General features: G+C 42.2%; 23 protein-coding genes. 3 read left to right on the top strand and 20 right to left on the bottom strand.

Annotation, left to right across the window (positions count from 1 at the left end):
• Positions 1 to 194 precede the first annotated feature (194 nt).
• Entirely contained in the window at positions 195 to 1,481 is a 1,287-nt protein-coding gene (locus tag LIQ05_RS03815; RefSeq protein WP_226818749.1) for a chloride channel protein, read from the top strand.
• Positions 1,482 to 1,661: 180 nt separating this feature from the next.
• Positions 1,662 to 3,038, top strand: a complete 1,377-nt coding sequence (locus LIQ05_RS03810; protein ID WP_226818747.1) for an NCS2 family permease — start codon at positions 1,662 to 1,664, stop codon at positions 3,036 to 3,038.
• A 209-nt stretch (positions 3,039 to 3,247) separates the two neighbouring features.
• Here the strand turns inward: LIQ05_RS03810 and eno are convergent, their stop codons facing one another.
• Both eno and LIQ05_RS03800 read right to left on the bottom strand, forming a co-directional pair.
• Positions 3,248 to 4,546 carry a phosphopyruvate hydratase gene (gene eno / locus LIQ05_RS03805; RefSeq protein WP_226818746.1) on the bottom strand — a complete coding sequence of 433 codons (1,299 nt, stop codon included), beginning with the start codon at positions 4,544 to 4,546 and terminating at the stop codon, positions 3,248 to 3,250.
• A gap of 254 nt (positions 4,547 to 4,800) precedes the next feature.
• On the bottom strand, positions 4,801 to 5,349 hold the full coding sequence (locus tag LIQ05_RS03800) for an energy-coupling factor transporter transmembrane component T (RefSeq protein ID WP_318289477.1): 549 nt from the start codon (positions 5,347 to 5,349) through the stop codon (positions 4,801 to 4,803).
• A 262-nt stretch (positions 5,350 to 5,611) separates the two neighbouring features.
• Between LIQ05_RS03800 and LIQ05_RS03795 the strand changes: the two genes are divergently transcribed.
• Positions 5,612 to 6,280 carry a DUF6198 family protein gene (locus LIQ05_RS03795; protein WP_226818743.1) on the top strand — a complete coding sequence of 223 codons (669 nt, stop codon included), beginning with the start codon at positions 5,612 to 5,614 and terminating at the stop codon, positions 6,278 to 6,280.
• A 187-nt stretch (positions 6,281 to 6,467) separates the two neighbouring features.
• Here LIQ05_RS03795 and LIQ05_RS03790 read toward each other — a convergent pair whose 3' ends face one another.
• The 18 genes from LIQ05_RS03790 to LIQ05_RS03705 form a co-directional block, all read right to left on the bottom strand.
• Positions 6,468 to 7,775: a serine hydrolase gene (locus LIQ05_RS03790; protein WP_226818741.1), complete on the bottom strand. Its 1,308-nt coding sequence runs from the start codon at positions 7,773 to 7,775 to the stop codon at positions 6,468 to 6,470.
• Positions 7,776 to 7,868: 93 nt separating this feature from the next.
• Positions 7,869 to 8,834 (bottom strand): transglutaminase domain-containing protein, encoded by a 966-nt coding sequence (locus LIQ05_RS03785; RefSeq protein WP_226818738.1) that lies wholly within the window; start codon positions 8,832 to 8,834, stop codon positions 7,869 to 7,871.
• A gap of 33 nt (positions 8,835 to 8,867) precedes the next feature.
• Entirely contained in the window at positions 8,868 to 9,092 is a 225-nt protein-coding gene (locus LIQ05_RS03780; protein WP_226818736.1) for an acyl carrier protein, read from the bottom strand.
• Positions 9,076 to 10,296, bottom strand: coding sequence for a diaminopimelate decarboxylase family protein (locus tag LIQ05_RS03775; RefSeq protein ID WP_226818734.1), 1,221 nt, complete (start codon positions 10,294 to 10,296; stop codon positions 9,076 to 9,078). Before LIQ05_RS03775 ends, LIQ05_RS03780 begins: the two co-directional genes overlap by 17 nt.
• Positions 10,297 to 11,814, bottom strand: coding sequence for an amino acid adenylation domain-containing protein (locus tag LIQ05_RS03770; protein ID WP_226818732.1), 1,518 nt, complete (start codon positions 11,812 to 11,814; stop codon positions 10,297 to 10,299).
• Entirely contained in the window at positions 11,811 to 12,785 is a 975-nt protein-coding gene (locus tag LIQ05_RS03765) for a hypothetical protein (protein WP_226818730.1), read from the bottom strand. The genes LIQ05_RS03770 and LIQ05_RS03765 overlap by 4 nt, the downstream gene beginning before the upstream one ends.
• Positions 12,772 to 14,283 (bottom strand): MBOAT family O-acyltransferase, encoded by a 1,512-nt coding sequence (locus tag LIQ05_RS03760; RefSeq protein ID WP_226818728.1) that lies wholly within the window; start codon positions 14,281 to 14,283, stop codon positions 12,772 to 12,774. The genes LIQ05_RS03765 and LIQ05_RS03760 overlap by 14 nt, the downstream gene beginning before the upstream one ends.
• Before the next feature lie 124 nt (positions 14,284 to 14,407).
• A complete protein-coding gene (locus LIQ05_RS03755; protein ID WP_226818726.1) occupies positions 14,408 to 15,187 on the bottom strand; it encodes a hypothetical protein in 780 nt (259 codons plus the stop codon).
• A 40-nt stretch (positions 15,188 to 15,227) separates the two neighbouring features.
• Positions 15,228 to 15,962 (bottom strand): transglutaminase domain-containing protein, encoded by a 735-nt coding sequence (locus LIQ05_RS03750; protein ID WP_226818724.1) that lies wholly within the window; start codon positions 15,960 to 15,962, stop codon positions 15,228 to 15,230.
• Positions 15,963 to 16,047: 85 nt separating this feature from the next.
• On the bottom strand, positions 16,048 to 16,683 hold the full coding sequence (locus LIQ05_RS03745) for a hypothetical protein (RefSeq protein ID WP_226818722.1): 636 nt from the start codon (positions 16,681 to 16,683) through the stop codon (positions 16,048 to 16,050).
• A 345-nt stretch (positions 16,684 to 17,028) separates the two neighbouring features.
• Complete coding sequence (locus LIQ05_RS03740) at positions 17,029 to 18,177, bottom strand: tyrosine-type recombinase/integrase (protein WP_226818720.1); 1,149 nt, start codon at positions 18,175 to 18,177, stop codon at positions 17,029 to 17,031.
• 58 nt (positions 18,178 to 18,235) lie between these two features.
• Positions 18,236 to 18,421, bottom strand: coding sequence for a helix-turn-helix domain-containing protein (locus LIQ05_RS03735; protein ID WP_195982825.1), 186 nt, complete (start codon positions 18,419 to 18,421; stop codon positions 18,236 to 18,238).
• Positions 18,422 to 18,544: 123 nt separating this feature from the next.
• Entirely contained in the window at positions 18,545 to 18,763 is a 219-nt protein-coding gene (locus LIQ05_RS03730) for a phage holin (protein WP_226818718.1), read from the bottom strand.
• A complete protein-coding gene (locus tag LIQ05_RS03725; protein WP_195982823.1) occupies positions 18,750 to 19,088 on the bottom strand; it encodes a hypothetical protein in 339 nt (112 codons plus the stop codon). The genes LIQ05_RS03730 and LIQ05_RS03725 overlap by 14 nt, the downstream gene beginning before the upstream one ends.
• Positions 19,088 to 20,308: a reverse transcriptase domain-containing protein gene (locus tag LIQ05_RS03720; protein WP_226818716.1), complete on the bottom strand. Its 1,221-nt coding sequence runs from the start codon at positions 20,306 to 20,308 to the stop codon at positions 19,088 to 19,090. The genes LIQ05_RS03725 and LIQ05_RS03720 overlap by 1 nt, the downstream gene beginning before the upstream one ends.
• Before the next feature lie 213 nt (positions 20,309 to 20,521).
• A complete protein-coding gene (locus LIQ05_RS03715) occupies positions 20,522 to 21,007 on the bottom strand; it encodes a hypothetical protein (protein ID WP_195982821.1) in 486 nt (161 codons plus the stop codon).
• Entirely contained in the window at positions 21,007 to 21,144 is a 138-nt protein-coding gene (locus tag LIQ05_RS03710) for an XkdX family protein (RefSeq protein WP_207748570.1), read from the bottom strand. Before LIQ05_RS03710 ends, LIQ05_RS03715 begins: the two co-directional genes overlap by 1 nt.
• Before the next feature lie 20 nt (positions 21,145 to 21,164).
• Positions 21,165 to 21,473 (bottom strand): hypothetical protein, encoded by a 309-nt coding sequence (locus LIQ05_RS03705; RefSeq protein ID WP_226818715.1) that lies wholly within the window; start codon positions 21,471 to 21,473, stop codon positions 21,165 to 21,167.
• Between the last annotated feature and the right edge of the window lie 31 nt (positions 21,474 to 21,504).

The following is a 21,504-nucleotide window of genomic DNA, read 5'->3' as shown; positions in this document are numbered from 1 at the left end:
ATATAGTATAATGAAAATACACAAAATTTGACGTTTATAAAAGAAATTTTATAGTAAATCAAACAAATATTTCACGCAGCGAAATAGAGTAAGTTATAGCAAAACTATTCAGGAAACAATATTCCGCGAAGTGTTTTTGGTGAACATCGTTCACAGTTACGCTGCAACTACATACGAGGGGACGAAAGTGAATTATGGAAAAAGACAATCGGCAGGCTTCGGAAAATAAACTGCATTATTATTCCGGGGCTATCAGACGTGACATGGGAAATCTGTTTAAATGGCTGCTTTTCGCTGTGGTGGTGGGCTGTATTGCAGGTGCCTTCAGCACGTTGTTTTCTTTTGTATTAAAGGCTGTCACCGGTTACCGCAAGACCAATCCATGGATGTTTTTCTTATTGCCGTTATCCGGACTTTGTATCGTATTTTTGTATGAGAAATTCGGAAAAGATGACGGCGGCACCAACCAGGTGCTTTCTACAGTCCGCTCCAGGGATGACGTGCCATGGCGGTCAGGCCCGCTGATTTTTATTTCCACTGCACTGACTCATCTTACCGGAGGTTCTGCCGGACGTGAGGGTGCTGCCATCCAGCTTGGTGGAAGCATTGCCAATCTCCTTGGAAGATGGATCCATCTTGATGAAGAGGATCGTCATGTGATCGTTATGTGCGGTATGAGCGCGGCATTCTCGGCACTTTTCGGAACACCTATGGCTGCGGCCGTTTTTTCCATGGAGGTTGTAAGCGTAGGGGTTATGTACTATACAGCCCTGATGCCTTGTATGATTGCATCCCTGATCGCATCCCGGTTTGCAGCCGGTATGGGCATTACCCCAGAAGCATTCCATGTGGTAAATATTCCTGCCCTTTCTCTGGAAACGGGGCTGAAAATGGGTGTAGTGGCACTTGGATGCGCGGTGATCAGTATTGTGTTCTGTATTATTTTAAATGAAACCGCAAGATTATACAGCCGGTTTTTCCCAAATAAATATATCCGGGTGGTGGCTGGTGCTGCACTGGTCATTTTTATCACACTGATCCTCGGAACCTACGACTATATGGGTGCCGGAGCCGAGCTGATCGAGAAGGCTGTGGAGACAGGAGAAACAGATTACCTGGCTTTCTTCTGGAAAATGATCCTTACCGCACTTACCATGCGGGCAGGCTTCCGCGGCGGTGAGATCGTACCGTCCTTCTGCGTAGGTGCTACCTTTGGATGCATGGTGGGACAGCTTATAGGACTTTCCCCATCTCTTTGTGCAGCCTGCGGAATGGCGGCTGTTTTCTGCGGTGTAACCAACTGTCCGATCACATCTATCCTGATCGCATTTGAGATGTTTGGATTTAAAGGCGTATCCTTCTATCTGATCGCCGTTTCCATCAGCTATGCTGCTTCCGGATATTACGGACTGTATAAAGATCAGACTATTGTATATTCTAAGTACAAAGCGAAATACATTAACAAGCATACGAAAATGTAAAAAATTCCTAAATTACCATGGAGCAGGCGGGCCAGTTTCCTCCATGTACCATGAAATGGGAAATACAACCTGAAATTTACAGAAATCCCTGTTGCGGGTATAGCGTGAACAGCACAGGTGCATTCCTGTAAAATATAAAAAAACGGCATTTAACGTGCCGCAAAAAAAGGGGGTACATTTATGAACCTTGAAAAACTATTTCATCTGAAGGAAAACCACACTGACGTGAAGACGGAAGTCATGGCTGGTATTACCACATTTATGACCATGGCTTACATTCTGGCCGTCAACCCGAACATCCTTTCCGCTGCCGGAATGGACCGCGGTGCAGTCTTTACTGCTACTGCCCTTTCATCCTTCATCGCAACCTGCCTGATGGCACTGTTATCCAACTACCCATTTGTCCTTGCACCTGGAATGGGACTGAATGCATATTTTGCATACACCGTAGTCCTTGGCATGGGGTATTCCTGGCAGCAGGCTCTGGTTGCTGTATTTGTGGAAGGTATTATTTTTATCCTGCTTTCCCTTACCAATGTACGTGAAGCCATCTTCAACTCCATTCCTATGACTTTGAAACATGCAGTTTCTGTTGGAATCGGTCTTTTTATCGCGTTCATCGGTCTGCAGAATGCAAAGATCGTGGTAAACAACGATTCCACTCTGGTAAGCATGTTCTCCTTTAAGGGCTCTGTATCCGACGGCTCCTTTCATTACATGGGAATTACCGTTCTTCTGGCTCTGATCGGCGTTCTGGTTACCGGTATCCTTCTGGTTAAGAATGTAAAAGGCGGTATCCTTTGGGGCATTCTGATCACATGGGCACTTGGAATCATCTGTCAGCTTGTGGGACTTTACGTTCCAAATCTGGACGCAGGCTTCTACAGTCTTCTCCCGGATTTCTCCAACGGAATTTCCGTACCGAGCATGGCTCCTACCTTTATGAAGATGGATTTCGCAGGAGTCTTCTCACTTGACTTTATCGTCATCATGTTTGCGTTCCTGTTCGTAGATATGTTTGATACTCTTGGAACTCTCATCGGTGTTGCTTCCAAGGCGGACATGCTGGATAAGGACGGCAAGCTTCCGAAGATCAAAGGCGCACTTCTTTCTGACGCTGTTGGTACTACTGTAGGTGCTATGTGCGGTACTTCTACTGTTACCACATTCGTTGAGAGTGCTTCCGGTGTTGCAGAAGGCGGACGTACCGGTCTTACTTCCCTGGTTTCCGCTATTTTGTTCGCACTTTCCCTGTTCCTTTCCCCGATCTTCCTGGCTATTCCATCCTTTGCAACAGCTCCGGCTTTGATCGTGGTTGGATTCCTTATGCTGACTTCTGTTACCAAGATCGACTTTGACGACCTTACAGAAGCAATCCCGGCATTTATTACGATTATCGCAATGCCGTTCCTGTACAGCATTTCCGAAGGTATCGCACTTGGCGTTATCTCCTATGTTGTGATCAACGTTTGTACTGGAAAAGCAAAGGACAAGAAGATCAGCGCACTTATGTATGCACTGGCTGTTATCTTTGTTTTGAAATATGTATTCCTGTAAGATGGAATAAAATACGGCTGCTGTTCAGGACTGTATTGCCCTTTATGGAAAGTTCCCCAAGAGCAGTAACTTAATAATGAAATCTTTATAAAAAATCCCCCTGTCGAGGAACCACGCTTTCCTGACAGGGGGATTTTTGTAACACTACTTAAGGGGGTATAAGGTAAATTACATTTATGAAATCATTGAGTATGCGGGATCAAGATTGCTTAGCGTTTTACATTAAATGCGCCCATTCCCGGATATACAGCAGCCTCGCCAAGCTCTTCCTCAATGCGGAGCAGCTGGTTGTATTTCGCTACACGCTCTGTTCTGGACGGAGCACCGGTCTTGATCTGGCAGGTATTTAATGCTACTGCAAGGTCTGCAATTGTGGTATCCTCTGTCTCACCGGAACGATGGGAAGAAATTGCAGTATAGCCAGCCTTGTGGGCCATCTTGATCGCCTCAAGAGTCTCGGAAACAGAACCGATCTGATTCAGTTTGATCAGGATGGAGTTACCGCAGCCAAGAGAAATACCCTTGGAAAGTCTCTCTGTATTGGTTACAAACAGGTCATCACCTACCAGCTGTACTTTATCCCCAAGTTCTTTGGTAAGTTTCTTCCAGCCTTCCCAGTCTTCCTCATCAAGAGCATCTTCGATGGAAATGATCGGGTACTTGTCAACCAGCTTTTTCCAGTGGTCGATCAGCTCATCTGAAGTATAAACAGTGCCAGCCTTTGGAAGCTTGTACTCGCCAAGTTTGCCAGTCTTCCACTCAGAGGAAGCTGCGTCCATAGCGATCATGAAGTCTTTTCCTGGCTCGTAGCCTGCGTTCTTAACAGCCTCAAGAATGGTCTCGATTGCTTCCTCGTCGGACTTCAGCGCTGGTGCGAAACCGCCCTCATCTCCAACAGATGTTGCAAGGCCTCTTGATTTCAGGATTGCTGCAAGAGCATGGAAAACTTCTGCGCACCATCTTAAGCACTCTTTGAAGCTTGGTGCCCCAACCGGCATGATCATGAACTCCTGCACGTCAAGTCCTGAGGAAAGTGCATGGCAGCCGCCGTTTACAATGTTCATCATCGGCACTGGCATACGGTTTCCGGAAATGCCGCCAAGGAAACGGTACAGCGGAATGTCAAGGGATGTTGCAGCTGCACGGCAGCATGCGATGGAAACAGCCAGGATGGCATTTGCACCAAAGTTTGATTTGTCCTTGGTTCCGTCTGCTTTGATCATGGCTTTGTCGATTGCGTAGATGTCAGACGCATCCATTCCAGCGATCACATCGTTGATAGATGTGTTAATGTTCTCTACAGCCTTTGTAACGCCTTTTCCAAGGTATCTGCTCTTATCATTATCTCTAAGCTCCAGAGCCTCAAATTCGCCTGTAGAAGCACCGCTTGGCGCAGCTCCTCTGCCGATGGTTCCATCTACCAGATAAACCTCTGCCTCTACTGTCGGATTTCCTCTGGAATCCATAATCTCTCTTCCAATGACTTTCTCAATTTCTAAGTAATCCATGGTATGTATACTCCTTTCGTTTTTCAAAGGAACTCCTTCGCGAACTGCTTTTGTGGAAAATCCGCGTCACAATCCGCGTTGCATTATGCCAGCGGTCTTTCTGCCATAATAAGGAGTCCAAATGATTTACACCGTTAGGTTAGCTATTCCTAACTCTGTTGATTAGTATACACTAACCATGGTTGGATTGCAAGGAAATTATATGATAATATTTTTCATTTTAATTCATACTTACCTGTTTTATTTCGCCATCTTCAATTTCGATCACATTGGTGCAGCATAAAGCCGATCTTACAGATATTGGTCCGTTTCACAGGAGCGCCAAGTCCTCTGGTAAGCGCCGCCTGGGAAAGTTCGTCCCCGATTTTTACAATGGAGATCATCAGCGGCACCAGACGATATTCAACTACTGCCCCAGGCTTTTTTCCTGTGAAGGAAATCTTCCGCATCTCCATGGCATCGGAAATTCCATGGTATTCCTCGGAGATAGTTGGAAAAAAGCGGAAAATAACAGACATAGGGATTACGATCTTTTCAGAAACATGCATTTTCTCCATAGCCGCCACAAACTCGCTGATGGTGGTGGTTCCAAGGAAAAATGCCGCCATCATAATTCCAGGAGCAAACTTGGTCATAATGGAGCTGACCGCAAGCAGAAGAAAAGATAAATTTCCTGTTAGCTGCAGGGACAAATACTCCAGAACCATACAGATCAGGTAGAATCCAAAATATTTCACCGCTTCTTTTGCCCGTCTTTCCATAAAAAGCAAGACAAAGGGAAACACACAGAGAAAAAGCCGGATCCAGCTTCACATGATTTTTCCCATAACTGCCTGCCGAAATTCCAGGCCCTATCAGGCAATACCTGCCTTTTTGAAGTGTTTTTTCAGAAGGACTTTTCCAAGCAGTCCTCCAAGGAATGCGCAGCCAAAAATACTTGCGTAATTTTTCATTTCCGTAGTATAATAGTTATCGTTTGCAGGAACGAAAAAGCCAGAAGCATACAGAAGCTCTGGCTTTTTATCCCTTTTGCATTCATCACTTACACTACAGGAGGCATTCAACTTGAATACGAAAACTACGTCAAAATCTCTCCCTGTATTGCGCGGGGAGCTTGCCCTTCTTCTTGCTGTTACCATCAACAGCTTCGGCGTTGTCCTGATGCTTTATTCCGGCACAGGAATATCCGCCATTTCCAGCGTTCCTTACGCATTTTCCTGCGTATTTCCCAAGGTCAGCCTGGGAACCTGGACCTACATATTCCAGGGACTTCTGGTGCTCACCCTGATGATCCTACGAAAAAGATTCGTCACACAGTATCTGTTCAGCTTTGTGGTCGGATTTGTTTTTGGAGAACTGCTGGATGTACATGAGCTGTGGATCAACGTTCTTCCTACCGCACTGGGCTGGCGTGTTTTTTACTTTATCGCAAGCTACATTCTGCTCTGCATTGGAATCGCCATCTCTAACCGCTGCAAAATGCCAATCGTCCCTACAGATCTTTTCCCTAGAGAATTGTCCCAGATCACTTCTGTGGCATATCCTAAGATCAAGATCAGTTTCGATGTGATCTGTCTGATCGTCACAGCAGCCCTCACAGGCTTCGGTCTTGGCCATATCAAAGGCCTTGGGATCGGTACTATAGTAGCCGCCTTCACCATGGGAAAAGGTGTTGGAATCGCCGGGGACTGGATGGACAAGCATATGAGCTTCACTTCTTTCCTGGAAAAATAAATTCACAGAGCATAAAAAAGAGAAGAAACATTTTAAGCAATATCCTGTCAATAAACAAGGATACTTATAAAAAATGTTTCTTCTCTTTTTATTTACGTGAGCAGTAAGCCAAACTCGTGCCTGCACAAAACCTTAACTGCTGCCGCAATTACAAGGCAAACTCGCAAAGCGTGTTTTATCCTGATCCTTAGTTCAGATAATCATACACCATACGGGAGATCTTCTTAATTCCGTTGATTCCGGAATACTCTCCCACTCTTGAAAATACGACGATCACGTAGTCTGTCTTCTTTCCGAAAATAATCGCCGCATCATGCTGATAGGAATCTGTCTCACCAGTCTTATTGGCACTCTTTACTCCTGATGGCAGACCTGCCGGGATCTTCCAACGGCACTCCTGCTTCAGCATCAGATTCAGCATCTGTTTGGAATAGGTTTTGGATACGGCAGTGTTGTTATAAATCTTTTCCAGAAGTTTGCCAATATCCTTGGCAGAGCTTCTGTTGCTTCCGCCCCCATCACTCTGGTAGCTGCTGCTGGATGGATGGAGGGTGTGGTGTACTGCTGTTCCTGTATAGCCATTCTTTTTCAGGTATTTGTTGATATACCTGCAGCCAGATGCAAAGCTGCCTTTTCCAACTTTTCTCACAAGTGCATTATAACTCTCGTTATCACTAACTGTGATCATGCTGCGAAGAAGGCTCTTGGTACTGCTGTTCAGACTGGTCCGCTTCTCTGCAGCACTTGCATAAGTTGCCTCCATAACAAAGAGCTTGATCACGCTGGCTGGATACATGCTTGTCTCGTTGATAGAGATCACATCACCGGTCTTTAAATCCTTCACATAGACAGACCAGCTTCCGCTATATCCTTTAATTGCATTCTGGATCTTTCTTTTCAGGCTTCCCAGATTTACCTCTTCTTTGGTACATTTTTTGCCATCCCCGTCCACATACAGAGTCTCAGAAATCTGCATGCTTTTTGCCATGGTTCCATTGCTCAGGAAATAGCAGCCCTTATACCAACGGTCTGTCATCATCTTGCCCCATTTGTCAAGACCATATTTTTTACCGCTGATGGTGTATACACCAGCCTTCTGTTTCAGGCGTCCGGAAGTCTCCCCAAAGTAGTAAGTCCCATGGAAAGTTACAGTTCCGATCCTGGTATCCAGAGTATGAAATTTTTTGCGTTTATCCAGCTTTCCATTGGAGTAGAAATAATAGTATCCGCTTTTTAATCCACTCTTTGATGAAATAGACAGATAGGCGACCCGCTCTGTAGCTTTTAATTCCTTCATCTGCACATCTGCAGACTGAAGATACCACTGGCTGCCTTTTTTGAGAAGCTTGGCCTGATACTGTTTATTCACCTTCACAGTCCAGCTCTTTTTCGCCGCTGCCTGTACATTTACCTGTGGCGTGAGAAAAAGGATCCCACACAGGATCATAACACGCACAAACCAAATTTTCCACTTTTGTACTTTTCTCTTTTCCATTTTTCTTTCTCTTTCAATCCAAACGTAAAAAGTGGAAAAGAAACTATTTATCCGCCTCTTTCCCACTAAATACGTCTGCCCTAAGATGTCTGATTATGAAGCATATCTTACACGGCGGCTGACTGTATGTCTGATATCATAGCTTCCGCTTCCATACACACCGCGATACCAGCCTGCGAACTGGGCTTCCGGATCATAGTAAGCCCCATTGATCATAACCCAGCCATGACTTGTAAGTCCATCTGCGGCACCATCTCTTGTGCCAGATACTCTTCCAAGAACCACATAAGGATTATATCCGATTTCATAGGCCATTGCCGCAAATGTGCAGGCAAATCCATAGCAGTCTCCACCACCTGTTGTCAGCATGCGGTATGCCACCTCGCGCTGCCAGCCTTTCTTGTTAAAATCCGGCCAGTAAGTTGAATAATAGAAATGTCCCCCACTGGTAAGATAACGCCAGCATGCATACAGTTTCCGTGACTTGCTCATTCCAGGAGTTGTAATTCTGGAAATTGTAGTCATAAGCTTCCTCTTTAATTTGGCATTTAAATCATTCTTGGCATATCCTTTGCTGTTAAAGGTAATGTTCGCAACCGTTTTGTTTTTGGTAAGACGACCTTTTGCGTCTCCTCTGTAAAGTTTTTTGCCGATTTTGAAAAATCCCTTTGTTGCCTGTCCTTTTTTGTTTACATAGTATGATGTTTTGCCTACAGTAACAATCTTGGATTTGGATGGCTTGATCAGTCTTCCCTGCAGGTCAAAAACATATATGTACTTTCCAATTTTGGTTCCACCAACAGCAGCTGTTCCATCTGCTTTAAAATAATAGCGGTTTTTTCCAATGGTTTTCCATTTACTTTTCAGCTTATTGCCTTTCTTATCGTAGTAAACGTATTTGGTACCTTCTTTTATAAGACCGCTTTTCTTTACGGCCACTGTGGGCTGGGTCTGAACTGTATCAGAAACCGCCCCCCCGTTTTCTGCCTGAACAGGCACTGTGCAAATCGTCATTGCAGATATCGCTGCAATGGCAAGAATTTTTCTTATCTTTCGCATACTCGCTCTCCCTTATGTATCACATGATTGCAATCAGCCTTTCAGACGGCAAACCATTTCCCAGAGTGCTGCTGCGGAGTTAAAGTTCTCTGGAACAATGTCAGCAGGGGTAATGGTAATGTCAAATTCATCCTGAAGCTCGCTTACAATTGACAGGATGGCAAAAGAATCCAGAATGCCATCATCAATCAACGTATCACAGGTTTCATAATCTGCGTCTGGCTGAATTTCTTCAAGAATTTCAATCAATTTGTCCATTTTTTGATTCCTCCCTTTCCGAATTTATTTCGTCCGTATGTACTGCATCCCGCACCAATGTAAGCTTCCCTTCCTGCCAGAAATAAATTCTTGGCATCGGTCTGCTCAGGAAAAGATAAATTCCCTCAGTTACGGAATATGCACCTACCCGTTCAAATATGAGCATATCACTAATCTCAGGTTTTTTCAATGGAAAAAGCTTTACAATCACATCACTTACAGTACAAAGGGATCCGCACAGGTTCCACAGCTCCTCTTCACCTTCGGTCCGTGGCTTTCCAGCCTGATCTGTCTGGGTACAGTGGGGAAGCTTCATAGCCATTGCCTGCCCATAATAATTGAGATGATTGATTCCCCCATCCAGGATTGCATAGGATTGTCCATGATTTACTTTCCTGTCTACAATTGAAGTAAGATAAAAACCACAGAGATAGGTAAGATAGCGTCCCATTTCAAGGATCACATTTCCACCAAAAGTAAGTTTATCAAGAAGTTCTCCAAAGGCTCCTAAAAGTTCTGTGGCATCTTCCTCTTTGTCTTTCAAAAAATAGGGCACAAACAGTCCTGGTCCGTATTCCAGTTCTTCCGCCTGGTAGCCATACTCACGGTGTAATTCTCCCAGAAATCCATCCAGAGTCTGAAGCTCTTTCTCCATCTGGGAAAGATTTTTCTTCTGGGTTCCAGAATAAAACTGAAGGCCCAGAATATGAAGCCCTTTGTATTCTTCCCTCCTGGAAATGATCTTTCTGATATCCTCTTCATCCATTCCAAACTGATTTCCGCTGGTCATACGGATCAGCACATGGATTTTCATTCCCAGCGCTTCTGCATTCTGGTTCAGATGTCTTAAATGTTCCCAGGACTCTACTGTGTATACACCTTTCCCCCCATATGTCTTCAGTACATAAGAAATATCTGCCGGGTTTTTATATACACCTGAAAGTACGATCTTCTCCATAGGCACACCCACGCGTTCGCAGATGCGAAATTCTCCAGGAGAGCATACCTCAAAAAGATCTACATGGTCAAGCATCGGTCTGGTAAGGAAAGGATTTGCCTTCATTGCATAGCAGACTCTTGCTTTCCCCTTCAGAAGCTGCTTTATCTTTTCTACATGTCCAGAAAGAATATCCAGATCAAAGACATAAGAAGGGGTAGGACTTTTCTCCTCTACAAATTTCTGCAAAAAATGATAATCTGCCATTTATCTTCCCTCCTGGTATCTGGCTGTCAGTTCTTTCCGGTCAATCTTGCCGTTCTTGGTAAGCGGCATGGTTTCCACCTGGACAAACACATTGGGAACCATAAAATTTGGCACATATTTTACCAGTGAACGTGACAGGGTTTTGCGGTCGATTTCCCCTTCATAGAAGGCTACGATCTTATTCTTTGGCTGATCGTAAATGCAAAGGCTTCTGCGGATCTCAGGAATCTTATCCATTGCAGTCTCGATCTCCCCAAGCTCAATTCTATGTCCCATATGTTTGATCTGGAAGTCCTTTCGGGTTGCAAAGCACAGCTCTCCCCTTTCGTTATAGAACGCCAGATCTCCAGTCCGGTAAATTGGCTCCAGATAACGGTTATTCAAGGGATTCTGCACAAATGCCTTTCTGGTCTGTTCCGGGTTTCGGTAATAGCCAAGGGCCAGTGCACTTCCCGCTACGCAGATTTCTCCGTTTACACCTTTTTCTGTCACCAGATGGTCCTCCTCATCCAGAAGGAATACCTTCTCATTGGGGAATGCCCTGCCCATTGGAAGTACATCGCCAGGCTGAAATTCTCTGTCTACTACATAATAGGTACAATTGCAGGTTATCTCTGTAGGGCCATAGATATTTACAAACATGGTGTCCGGAAGATACTTTCTCCAGATATTCAAATGTTTAATTGGCATCACTTCACCGGAAAACAGTACCTTTTTGATCTTATCCGGCACCTTGTAGGTAAAACCATTTAAGGTACTGATAATGCACATGGCAGAAACAGCCCACACAATGGTGGTAACCTCTCTGTCAACCAGAAAATCAAGCAGATTTTTGGGAATGGAAAAATATTGTTTCGGAATGATCTGTACCGTTGCTCCTGTTTTCAGGCCAGAATAAATGTCTTTTACAGACACATCAAAATCCCATGGAGCCTGATTTCCCATCACATCTTCAGAGGTAATATGAAAAAGCTCTATAAAGCAGTCAATAAAATCAATAACCGAACGATGCCCTACTACAACACCCTTAGGAACTCCCGTAGAGCCAGAGGTAAAAATTCCATAGAGGGGATCTGTATCCACAGCCTGTGCGCGAATACGGTCCAGCACAAAGGAATCCTCTGCGCCCTGATCCAGTTCCTCTGTGAATAAAACTTTTCCCCTGAACTCCAGTTTTTCCAGATCCTTTTCATATTTCTGCGATGTCACGATCACATCGCTGTCAAGAATTTCCAGAATCTGCTGTATTCTGGCTGCCGGCTGCTTTGTGTCAAGCATTACATAAAAGCAGCCTGCATAGACAGCCCCCATGAATACCCCTATGGTATCCACACTTTTTTCCATAAATACTGGTACCGGATTTCCAGGCAGGAAATGTTCCGCCAAAGCTGTCCCAAGTCTTCTTGCCCGCTGGCGAAGCTCCTCAAAGGTACATGCAGAGTCAAGATCTGCAAACGCCGTTTTGTCTGGATATTTTGCTGCGGAAGCTTCAAGATATTCTAAAACATTTGTAATCATACGCCTTCTCCTTTCAGAATATTTGCCAGAACTTTGGAATATTCAGAAGCAGCATTTCCATTCATATGTCCATCATAATCTGTGTAATCCTTAAGATCATGTGAAAATGCCTTGAAATACTGTGTATTAAAGTTCAGATACGGAACTTCCTGCTGGTCAAAATACTCTCCAAAATATTTCCATGCAGCATTGTAATTATCACTGTAAGCTTTTAAGGTATTAATAGGAATTGGTGTGGTCACAGCTACAAATTCAATGTCATTCTCCTTGCAAAAAGCAATTAATTTCCCAAGATATTCCATATTCTGCGGATTTACCTGGTCTTCCTCGAAAAGCTTCAGATCCTTCATTTTCAGCTTGGAGGTGTCCACTGGATAGCGCTCGATCAGACCGCTTTCGTGGTATTCCTGGGTGTCGCTTTTCAGATGGGAAATATCATAGTCCTGATTCCATTTCCGGGAAAAAGTTTCTTTCACTTTTCCAAGTTCATAACTAAGGGAATACTCATACCAGGGGAACAGGATCGTACGGAAATTACATTTTGCAATGGAATTCCAGAAGTATTCCAGTTTCGCCCTGGAAAAAGGAAATTCATGGAAGAACAGCAGATAATTATTTCCTTCTTCTTTTTCGGAAACAAAATATCCGGGATCCACCTCGTAAATGATCCGGGTGGGCTTTTGTTTCTCTGCGATCAGTCTGGCAATGTAATAAGCGTCAATTCCGTATTCTCCGCCTACACAGACATTGTGGCCAGTTCTTCCAGTAATTTCTTCCATCACCGCCGGATCAATGTCTGTCATTCCGTGGGAAGTTCCAAGAATAATATCGTCATATTGATTGCTTACCACTGCATGGATATCATTTCGCATAAACGTACAGGGATAAAGTGCCGTGTCCAGTCCCACAAGAAGTGCTATGCATACGGCAAGCACGATTATTGTTTTTATGATCTTCTTAAAATTGTGCATAGATAAAACCTCTCGCTACTGCTGTGGAACCAAACAAGCCAATGGATACCAGCACGCAGAAATATATGGCAGCTGTAACAGGAAGGGGCAGCTTTCCAAGGGATTCCCGTATCTTCATACCCCGTTCCTGAAGAACGCCTATGATAAACAAAATTACGCATCCCACTGCAATGATCCAAAGCGCATAGGGAGTAAAGGCAGTGCCCTGTCTGCCTGCCGGAATCAGAAGCAGCTGTGACGGGGAAAAGTGTGTAACAGATTGTTTCATCATATGAAAGGCCTGTCCAACACTATCTGCGCGGTCAAAATACATGCTGATCACAACCAGTATGAAGGTTCTTATCACAGTAAACACATAATACCAGGTCTCTTTGCCTGAAATATGCAGTTTCTTTTTCCAGCTGCGGTAGTTCTCTGCCATAAGTCCGCTGAATGCAATGATAATACCGTTATACATACCGTATACAATGTATTTCCATGCGGCGCCATGCCATACTCCCACTACAAAGAATACGATCAGATTCGCCAGGCAGATTGGAAGGGTCCGGCCAATTTTTTTGCCAAATGTCTTTTTACCCCATTTGCCAAATTTCCCCATCCAGCCGGATAAAGTAACCGGATAAAATACATAATCCTTCATCCAGGTTCCAAGGGTAATATGCCAGCGATGCCAGAAATCTGTAATGGAAACTGCAAAAAACGGGCGTTTGAAGTTTTCATCCAGCTGAATGCCAAACATCTGTGAAATACCGATCACCACGTCCATTCCACCGGAAAAATCCGCATAGAGCTGTATGGTATAAAAAAGGACTCCCAGAAGGGCCACTCCATTATATTGGGCTGGATCATCAAAGATCGCATCTGCAAAAACGGCCGCCCAGTCTGCCAGGATCATTTTCTTAGAGAATCCCCAGAGGATCCGTTCAAAGCCTCTGGTAATATTTTCCCCTTTAAAGGAATGCTCTGCATACAGCTGGTCTGCCAGACGGCTGTATCTTCCAATGGGGCCCTGGAGGATCTGCGGAAAGAAAGACACAAACAGGGCATATTTGAACGGCTGCTTCTCTGCCTTGCATCTCTTCCAATATACATCAAGAAGATATCCTGAGGACTGAAATGTATAGAAAGAGATTCCAAGGGGAAGAAGAAGTGCCATTCCTCTTAAATTCAGATGAAACAATGCATTGATATTTTCCACTGCAAAGTTGGTATACTTTACAATTCCCAGCATTCCGAAATTGAGCACAAGTCCAAGGATCAAAAGCCTTTTTGCACTCTTATGACCGCCCTTCTCTTCTGTTTTTTCGATAAGAAGCGCCATCAGCCAGGTAACCAGGGTGGAAAAAAGAATAAAGACAACATAACGGGGACCGCCTGCTATGTAATAAATATAGCTGAAGACAAGAAGGACGATCCACTGGAATTTATGCGGCACAATGTAATAGACAAATACACTTGCTGCCACAAAAAGTAAAAAGAGATTAGATACTAGCGACATATTTTTCTCCTAAGACTGGATAAGGGCTCTTGCTCTGTACAGTGCAGGAGCCCTTATCCTATGTAGTTCGTGATATCTGCATAAGCATTACTGCGAACAGTAACACATAAACAGACAATTCCATTTAGTTTAAAAGACCATCATCCAGACAACCATCTCCGTCATCACCGCTGTCACCGCCGTCATCATAATCATAAGAATAATCATCGCTATAGTCGTAGGAATAATCATTGCTGTCATAACTCTCAGTCTGCTGGGACGCTGCTTCTGCTGCAGCTGCATCCGCTGCTGCCTGATCTGCAATGGCTTTCTCTGTATCATAGGTGCTCTTTTTCTCTTTGGTACTCTTTGTCTTGTAGGTACCGTAAACAATTCCATCCTTCTCTCGGATTGTAAGCGTTCCAAGGTCTTCAAGAGCTACACCATGAACATCAGCCGTTGTCTCATCCTCAAATGTAATATGAAGATCATAGGCAGGTGCCTGGTCTTCTGCGGCTGCATCTGTTGTTTCTTCTGTATTCTCCTCTGCTGCCTTGGAGTAAAATACCTTTTTCTTCTCTTTTAACTCAAAGGAATCCTCTGCTGCCATCATATTCTCTGGAAATTCGGTATCCTTTGCAGTCTTAATAGCAAGCCCGGTAATTTTCTTAGAAGTTGCATTTTTCATCTTAAAAGTGATGCAGCCATCTTTTTTCTCACCAACTGTTTTCAGTTCTTCTTTCTTCTGATCGTCTGTGGCTTTTTCTTCTTTGGATTCCTCTGCTTCTGTAGTATCCCGACTATCCTCTGATGTGGACTCCTGAACCTCCTCGGCAGCGTCTGTTGCCTCTGCTGCAAAGCTGCTTACCGGAGCTGCTGCTATCATTGTTCCTGCTAATAATGCGATTAGTATTTTTTTCTTCATGATTCTCTCCTTACGTCATACTTTTTAGCCTTTTTAATTTTTAAACAGTAATTTTCGTTCTTTTCTTATTGTACTGATAGGTACCTTTTGTTCTATATTTAAACTTATATCCGCTGTGCGCCTTTGGATTATTTCTAAAAGAGTATGCAAAGTTCGGGTCATACACATACCAGGTACCGCCAGATTTGATCTCGCACCATGCATGTGCACCATTTTTGCCATTTCTCTGCGGTACAGTTCCTTTTACAAATCTTACCTTATAGCCCTTTGCCTTCGCCATCATACAGAAAGTTGCCGCCATAACATAGCAATCGCCTCTTCCATTCTTGAAGCCGTAAGTTGCATAATATTCAACTTCATTCTGACCTTTTTTCGGTGTTCCAACGTTACCCCAGTATCTAATTTTTCTTGAGCTCCACTGGAATGCTTTTTTTAAATTTCCGCCGCATTTATCAAGACGGGCACCGGCAAGACCTTCTGCTGTGGAAAGTTTGGTTACAACACCTTTTTTGTTGATGCGGTAATATTTCTTACCAATCTTGTAGCCATATTTGTTCTTTACCAGTTTGCCTTTTTTGTTGTAGTAAGTCTTTCCGTTCTTGGTATAGAAACCAGTTTTCGGAATCTTAACCTGGGGTGCAGGGGTAGGTGTAACTGTCTGCTCTGCATTTACTGTAGTGTTTGAAGACTCTGCAGCCGCAAATACAGGGGTTCCCATTGTAAGAGTCATACTCAGGGATAAAATTACTGCCATTGATTTTGTAAACTTTCTCATACTAATTTCTCCTGTCATTTATTCTTATTATAACAATTCAGCGTTTTTAAATTTATTCACATCAAAAAGAAAAATATTTCAAGCCTTAACGTGCCTGAATGCCGATAACGATCTCACTGCCATTTTTTTTCTTTCCAAGCTGTACATAAACATTAGCATAAGTTAAAGTAAGATCCTTCTTTACACCCGCTAAGCAGCTGGAAGAACTGGTTGTCTTGGATGGCTTTTTACCCATAAGTTTGCGTAAGGTCTTACCATTTGCCCTATATTTACTTGCTTTCTTTAGCTGTGCACTCTTTTTCTCTACGAGAACACCCTTTTTAAAGTAATAAGGAGTTCCCTTTTTGTCCGCATAAACACCAGTTTTTACTTTACAGCCGTTTCTATCAAATCCATATTTCTTTTTGCCGATTTTGAAAACTTTTACATTTTTCTTGGACCAAGCTACCTTCGGTGCTGCATAAGCGGCCCCATTTTTGCCGAAGTAGTATGTCTTAGTCTTATCCCAGCAGTTTTTCTTCTTTACACCATTTACATAAAGGTATTTCTTGCCACCTTCTGTGTAAATGCCATTCTTAACAGCCGGTGCAGGTGTAGCAACCGGATCTGTGATCACAGAAACAGCATTTCCGCTACCTGTAGCCTCCGCATTTGCGATTACCGGTGTCTGCAGCATGAAAACGCACATTGCCGGAATCAATAATTTTTTCCATTTTTTCATCTCAATATTCTCCCTTTTCTTTAAATTTATATTCTATCAGATTTTCTCTGACAGTCTTCTGTTCTGAAAGTGAAGCTGTTTTTAGAATTTCACTTTGGATCTGATTCTGTATGCGCTATGTGTAGACGCTCCAAACAGTGGTCCCTTTCCTCCCATATCGCTTTCATACTATCTTCATTATAGCACTTGTTTTTTTTCTACTGTAAAAACAGTTTTTATAATTATACCAAACCCCACTACTCTTTTCTACTTTTCCAGCGTAAAATGTATAAAATTAACTTTTTCTTAAAGATTGACTTTAGAAATCCAGTAAAATCAAGGGTTTTCAGACTATAGTTTTTTTTACTACACCACTTTTACACCATTTTGATTTTCCATCTTTTTCATCTCATCAAATAAAGTCTCATCTGAGACATGACAGTACAAATCCATTGTCATCTGCAATGAGCTGTGACCTAATATTTTTTGAAGCGTTTTAGGGCTCATTCCATTCTCTATAGCCCTTGTTGCGAAAGTATGTCTGAACGCATGCGGAGTGAATTTCTTTATACGAATTCCATCAGCTTCCATTTTATTGAGTATCTCATTTATTGCGTCAATTGCTGCCACCTCCTGAAAAGGTTTACCACTGCTTGTAGGAAACACCAGGTCTTTAAAATCCCAACATTTGCGTTTTTTAATTCTAGTTTCATTCAATAGCTTTTGATGTATAAGTGCATCAATACACGCATTTGTAAGCGGAATTAACCGTTTTCCATTGAATGTTTTTGGCTCGTGCTCTTCGAAATAATACCCGTTCTCCCCATGTATATGACACATTGTTCTTCTCACATGTAGCGCTCGTCTTTCAAAATCTATATCGCTCCAGTACAGTCCTCTAAGCTCTCCGATTCGCATTCCGGTCTCAAGTGCCACAACGAATATATTGTAGAATCTGTGATCTTTAGCATATGTAAGGAACAATTTAGTCTCTTCGATTCCTAGCACTCGACGCTCTTTCGATACTTCTTTACCGATTTTAGTTATGAGGTCTTTCGCAAAATTTTGTGGTACCAGACCGTTTCTTTTCGCTTCGGCAAATAGCCCATTCAATACTACTTTGACCCTCGTTCTTTGCTGATTGCTTTTTAATTTGTTCAATTCCGCTTGAAGCATCACAGGATTTAACTTCTGTATTTTTTCACGACCTATCCCTTCTTTTATAGATTTATATGCTATCTCATAGGCGCTTAATGTTGTATTTCTACAATTTCCTTTACATGTAGTTATCCAAACCTTATACCACTCGTCTAATGTCATGTTACTTTTTACCAGATTTACTCCGTTGTCATCAGCAGTCTGAGCTTTTCGCATTTGGGTTCTGAGATTGTTTAGGTTCTTATCATATAAAGTTTCCCTTTTTCCAAAGCGATTTGTGAATCTGGCTTGGTATAAGCCGTCTTGTCTTTGAGTGATGCCAACACCCAGTTCTTTTCCTTTTATCGATTTTCCCATATAAACTCCTTTCTGCAATGGGGAAAATCCAAATTGAACTTACCCCAAATATATCATTTTAAAAGATATTTCGCAATAACCAGGCGTCGACTTTATCCCTGTGAGCATATAATCGGTTCCCTATTCGAATAGTAAAACCATTATCGGGGTTATGTAACAACTCTCTCGCTTTGGTTTCTCCTATACTTAAATAAGTGCACAAATCTTTCACAGTGAGCAGTTTCTTTTCTTTTTTATTTTCCATTTTGACTACCTCCATTCTAGTCTTGATAGTACCAACGGAGACTGTCACCTGCGTACTGAAAAAAAATAAGAGGAAATGTATTTAGAGCGAGAAAGACATCCCATCTCTCCCGCTCATCTTTAACTATTTCGTCGCATCTTCAGAAGTTTTATTATACTGGGATGTACTAATTCCAAGAATCACGCCAAGGAATGTATCAACCGCTGTGATAGTTCCGACAACCTGCTCTCCGTATGGAAAATTCCAAATACCAGCAAGCGCAAAGTACAAAGTTCCCAGAGCTGGAAGCAGATACATTGCAATCCATTTAAGAGTGTCATAAGTTTTGTTACTCATGTTCATTATTCTTTTCCTCCTTGCCTATGGCAAATTTGTGAATCGGGAGCTTGTCCACTTCTTTCATAACTCTTTCGGCAGAACCATTCCCTCCCAATTTTTTATAAGGATCATAGAGATATGTTCGTAGGTTTTCATACTCATCCTGTGTTACGTAACCTCGATCTACGTACTGCATACCAAGATACATAATCCGATCATGAGCCAAACCAACAAGCATCTCCGTTTTTACATCTTTTCTTTCACTTCTTTTTGTTAAATAGGCCCACAGCCCAGAAGAAGCTAAAACTGAGCTAATAATCGTAAGTACCATCTGAAACCATGGTTCCATCAAGCTACCTCCCATGTCGATTCTTGTTGTGACCTATCTTTTATAATCATCTTCTTTTTCACGATGGTTATGGTCTTATTGAATAGGCCTTCGTATAGTTCTAATAAATCTTTTCTCTGAGCTCTGGACATAAGCTTATAAAAGTCTCCCATCCAGCCCTTGAACATTCCTTCAACATTTTCATATGGTATTTCGCCATTTTCCACCTTAACGGCTAATTTCTTCAATTTTCTACGCATTGTATAAATCCGATCTGGATTAATTCGTTTCATAATTTTTCCAGATTCGGTTAGTGTGTATTTTATCTGAAGAAATTTATAAGTACCGCTTATTTTGACGATTTTTGTTTTCTTCATATTAATATGAATTCCGTATTCATGAGCTATTCTCTTGATGTTTTCAAGCAAATCCAATAATTCCTCTTTGGATGGACTCATGATATACCAATCGTCTGAGTATCTTCCATAAAACTTTATTCCTCTGACATACTTTACATAATTATCAATCCGATGCGGATAATAAATACCAATCGCTTGCGATAACTGATCGCCCATATTCACGGACTTCTCCATGAATTTCTCACCAGTCAATTTGCTCTTTGGAATCTTTCGGTACTCTAATTTGTTAAATACCTCATCCAAACATGACGCATATTCATCGTCGCTCATGTACGACACATCAACTTTAAACCCATCAAATATAACGGTGAGCAACCAGTCTATAAATTCATCATCCTCAAATAATTCGAGCAATTCTTTCTTTGCTATTTCATGGATAATATTATCGTAAAACTTTGAAAAATCGCCAAAGAGAATATATCCGTCGTTTCCATACAGTTTATAATACTTCCGTAAATGTATCTCGAAACGTTTCCTTTGCATAGATATACCACGCCCTTTCAAGGACGCACAATTATCATATATGATTTTTCTTCTTATTTTGGGGATTAATAATTCGTCGCATAGAACATGCCTGATAATACGGTCTTTTACTGGAATACTTGTAATTGGTCTTATTTTGCCTCGTTCGCGCAGTTCGAATTCATCAACAGGACCGTTTGTAAGAGTCCTATTAATAAGATCATCTTGCAGTTCAAAAATATACCTCAAGAAATTAAGAATAAATCTTTGGGTGGATTCTTTCCACTTACTGCCTTTTATAGAGGCTTTGTAACCCGCATAGAGATTGTTGGCGTCGCAGAGAATTTCCTCGTATGTCATAATTATTCACCGTGATAGCAATAGTTACCGTAGTAAATTGCGTCCGGCTTTATCATTTATCCCTTTGGTGGAACGGATAACATCTCCTTCCCTGATTGGTTAGATCAAAGAATCCGGACGAACCCCATTAGAGTTCGAAGCGTTGTTGTAATTCGCATTGCCGTTGTTGTTCACATTGGCAAAGTTAGCCGAAGACACGCATAAATACAGATGTTACCCTGGAAGATACGATTTCATTTTATTGTCTCTTTGACGCCATCTCTTTATCAACTCGATTTCTCGGTCAATAGCTTTACTATATCTGCCATAGGCATTCAAATCAACATTGAATCTGCCTACAACACGCTGTAATGAATTGATTATCTGATTGCAATTCACAATACCGGCATTTAAATAATCACGCCTAATTTCATATTCATGCATAGAAGTCGGAAATAAAGATCTCGCAGCTCGTAAGTTAGCAGTTAATAAAGAGGCAGATTTTTCAATCTGTTCTTTTGTACTAAGCATAATATAAGCATAAGCTTGATAATCAACTTCCAATCCTTTTCCAGTTGCATATTGTTCCCGAACAAACTGTTCCTGACTTTTTATCGCAAAGCTCCTCTGCATGAATTCTATCAGCATGTCGTATAACTCCAGCGAATAAGCAATCGCTTCTTCTCTCGACTCTTTCCGCTTAGATGCTAATACGCTCATTAATAATCATTTCCGGTAATTTCAGTGAATTCTTCCTCTGTAATCCAGCCCATTTTTACGGCGTTGCGGACACGTGTTTCATTCCATACTTTCAGAGTATAAAAACGTTTTACTTTCTCGAAATTATCACTATGCATCACGATGTTCCTCCTTTTCTTTAAAGTTCAACGCCAGCCATCATTGCAATATACTCAATGTCCGACTGCATCTTGATTTTTTCCATTTCAGCTTTTGAAATGTCTCGAAGAACAAACCAATACTCTTCTCCCATCGGAGTGATCTGAACAAGCTCCATATTATTGTGAGTTTCTTCTGCTTCGCCATCGCTGATGACAACAGGACTGCAACAATCTTCAAATATCTCTTTTGCAATTGGAGATTTCGAGATAAAATTGTTGCCGTTGAGTTTCAAGTCGCCGATAACAGTACCATCGGCAAGTGTAATTGAATAATTTTTATCTTCCATTTTGAATTTTCTCCTATTCTTTTATACAAAT

The sequence above is a fragment of the Blautia glucerasea genome (genome assembly GCF_020537505.1).
Lineage (GTDB): Bacteria > Bacillota > Clostridia > Lachnospirales > Lachnospiraceae > Blautia_A.
The sequence above is the reverse complement of the archived record's forward strand: the minus strand, read 5'-3'. Positions and strand labels throughout refer to the sequence as shown.

Excerpts from the sequence above, each read along its gene's own strand:
- LIQ05_RS03815 (WP_226818749.1), top strand. The coding sequence starts at position 195 with ATGGAAAAAGACAATCGGCAGGCTTCGGAAAATAAACTGCATTATTAT.
- LIQ05_RS03810 (WP_226818747.1), top strand. The coding sequence starts at position 1,662 with ATGAACCTTGAAAAACTATTTCATCTGAAGGAAAACCACACTGACGTG.
- eno (WP_226818746.1), bottom strand. The coding sequence starts at position 4,546 with ATGGATTACTTAGAAATTGAGAAAGTCATTGGAAGAGAGATTATGGAT.
- LIQ05_RS03790 (WP_226818741.1), bottom strand. The coding sequence starts at position 7,775 with ATGGAAAAGAGAAAAGTACAAAAGTGGAAAATTTGGTTTGTGCGTGTT.
- LIQ05_RS03785 (WP_226818738.1), bottom strand. The coding sequence starts at position 8,834 with ATGCGAAAGATAAGAAAAATTCTTGCCATTGCAGCGATATCTGCAATG.
- LIQ05_RS03780 (WP_226818736.1), bottom strand. The coding sequence starts at position 9,092 with ATGGACAAATTGATTGAAATTCTTGAAGAAATTCAGCCAGACGCAGAT.
- LIQ05_RS03775 (WP_226818734.1), bottom strand. The coding sequence starts at position 10,296 with ATGGCAGATTATCATTTTTTGCAGAAATTTGTAGAGGAGAAAAGTCCT.
- LIQ05_RS03770 (WP_226818732.1), bottom strand. The coding sequence starts at position 11,814 with ATGATTACAAATGTTTTAGAATATCTTGAAGCTTCCGCAGCAAAATAT.
- LIQ05_RS03765 (WP_226818730.1), bottom strand. The coding sequence starts at position 12,785 with ATGCACAATTTTAAGAAGATCATAAAAACAATAATCGTGCTTGCCGTA.
- LIQ05_RS03760 (WP_226818728.1), bottom strand. The coding sequence starts at position 14,283 with ATGTCGCTAGTATCTAATCTCTTTTTACTTTTTGTGGCAGCAAGTGTA.
- LIQ05_RS03755 (WP_226818726.1), bottom strand. The coding sequence starts at position 15,187 with ATGAAGAAAAAAATACTAATCGCATTATTAGCAGGAACAATGATAGCA.
- LIQ05_RS03750 (WP_226818724.1), bottom strand. The coding sequence starts at position 15,962 with ATGAGAAAGTTTACAAAATCAATGGCAGTAATTTTATCCCTGAGTATG.
- LIQ05_RS03745 (WP_226818722.1), bottom strand. The coding sequence starts at position 16,683 with ATGAAAAAATGGAAAAAATTATTGATTCCGGCAATGTGCGTTTTCATG.
- LIQ05_RS03740 (WP_226818720.1), bottom strand. The coding sequence starts at position 18,177 with ATGGGAAAATCGATAAAAGGAAAAGAACTGGGTGTTGGCATCACTCAA.
- LIQ05_RS03735 (WP_195982825.1), bottom strand. The coding sequence starts at position 18,421 with ATGGAAAATAAAAAAGAAAAGAAACTGCTCACTGTGAAAGATTTGTGC.
- LIQ05_RS03730 (WP_226818718.1), bottom strand. The coding sequence starts at position 18,763 with ATGAACATGAGTAACAAAACTTATGACACTCTTAAATGGATTGCAATG.
- LIQ05_RS03725 (WP_195982823.1), bottom strand. The coding sequence starts at position 19,088 with ATGGAACCATGGTTTCAGATGGTACTTACGATTATTAGCTCAGTTTTA.
- LIQ05_RS03720 (WP_226818716.1), bottom strand. The coding sequence starts at position 20,308 with ATGACATACGAGGAAATTCTCTGCGACGCCAACAATCTCTATGCGGGT.
- LIQ05_RS03715 (WP_195982821.1), bottom strand. The coding sequence starts at position 21,007 with ATGAGCGTATTAGCATCTAAGCGGAAAGAGTCGAGAGAAGAAGCGATT.
- LIQ05_RS03710 (WP_207748570.1), bottom strand. The coding sequence starts at position 21,144 with ATGCATAGTGATAATTTCGAGAAAGTAAAACGTTTTTATACTCTGAAA.
- LIQ05_RS03705 (WP_226818715.1), bottom strand. The coding sequence starts at position 21,473 with ATGGAAGATAAAAATTATTCAATTACACTTGCCGATGGTACTGTTATC.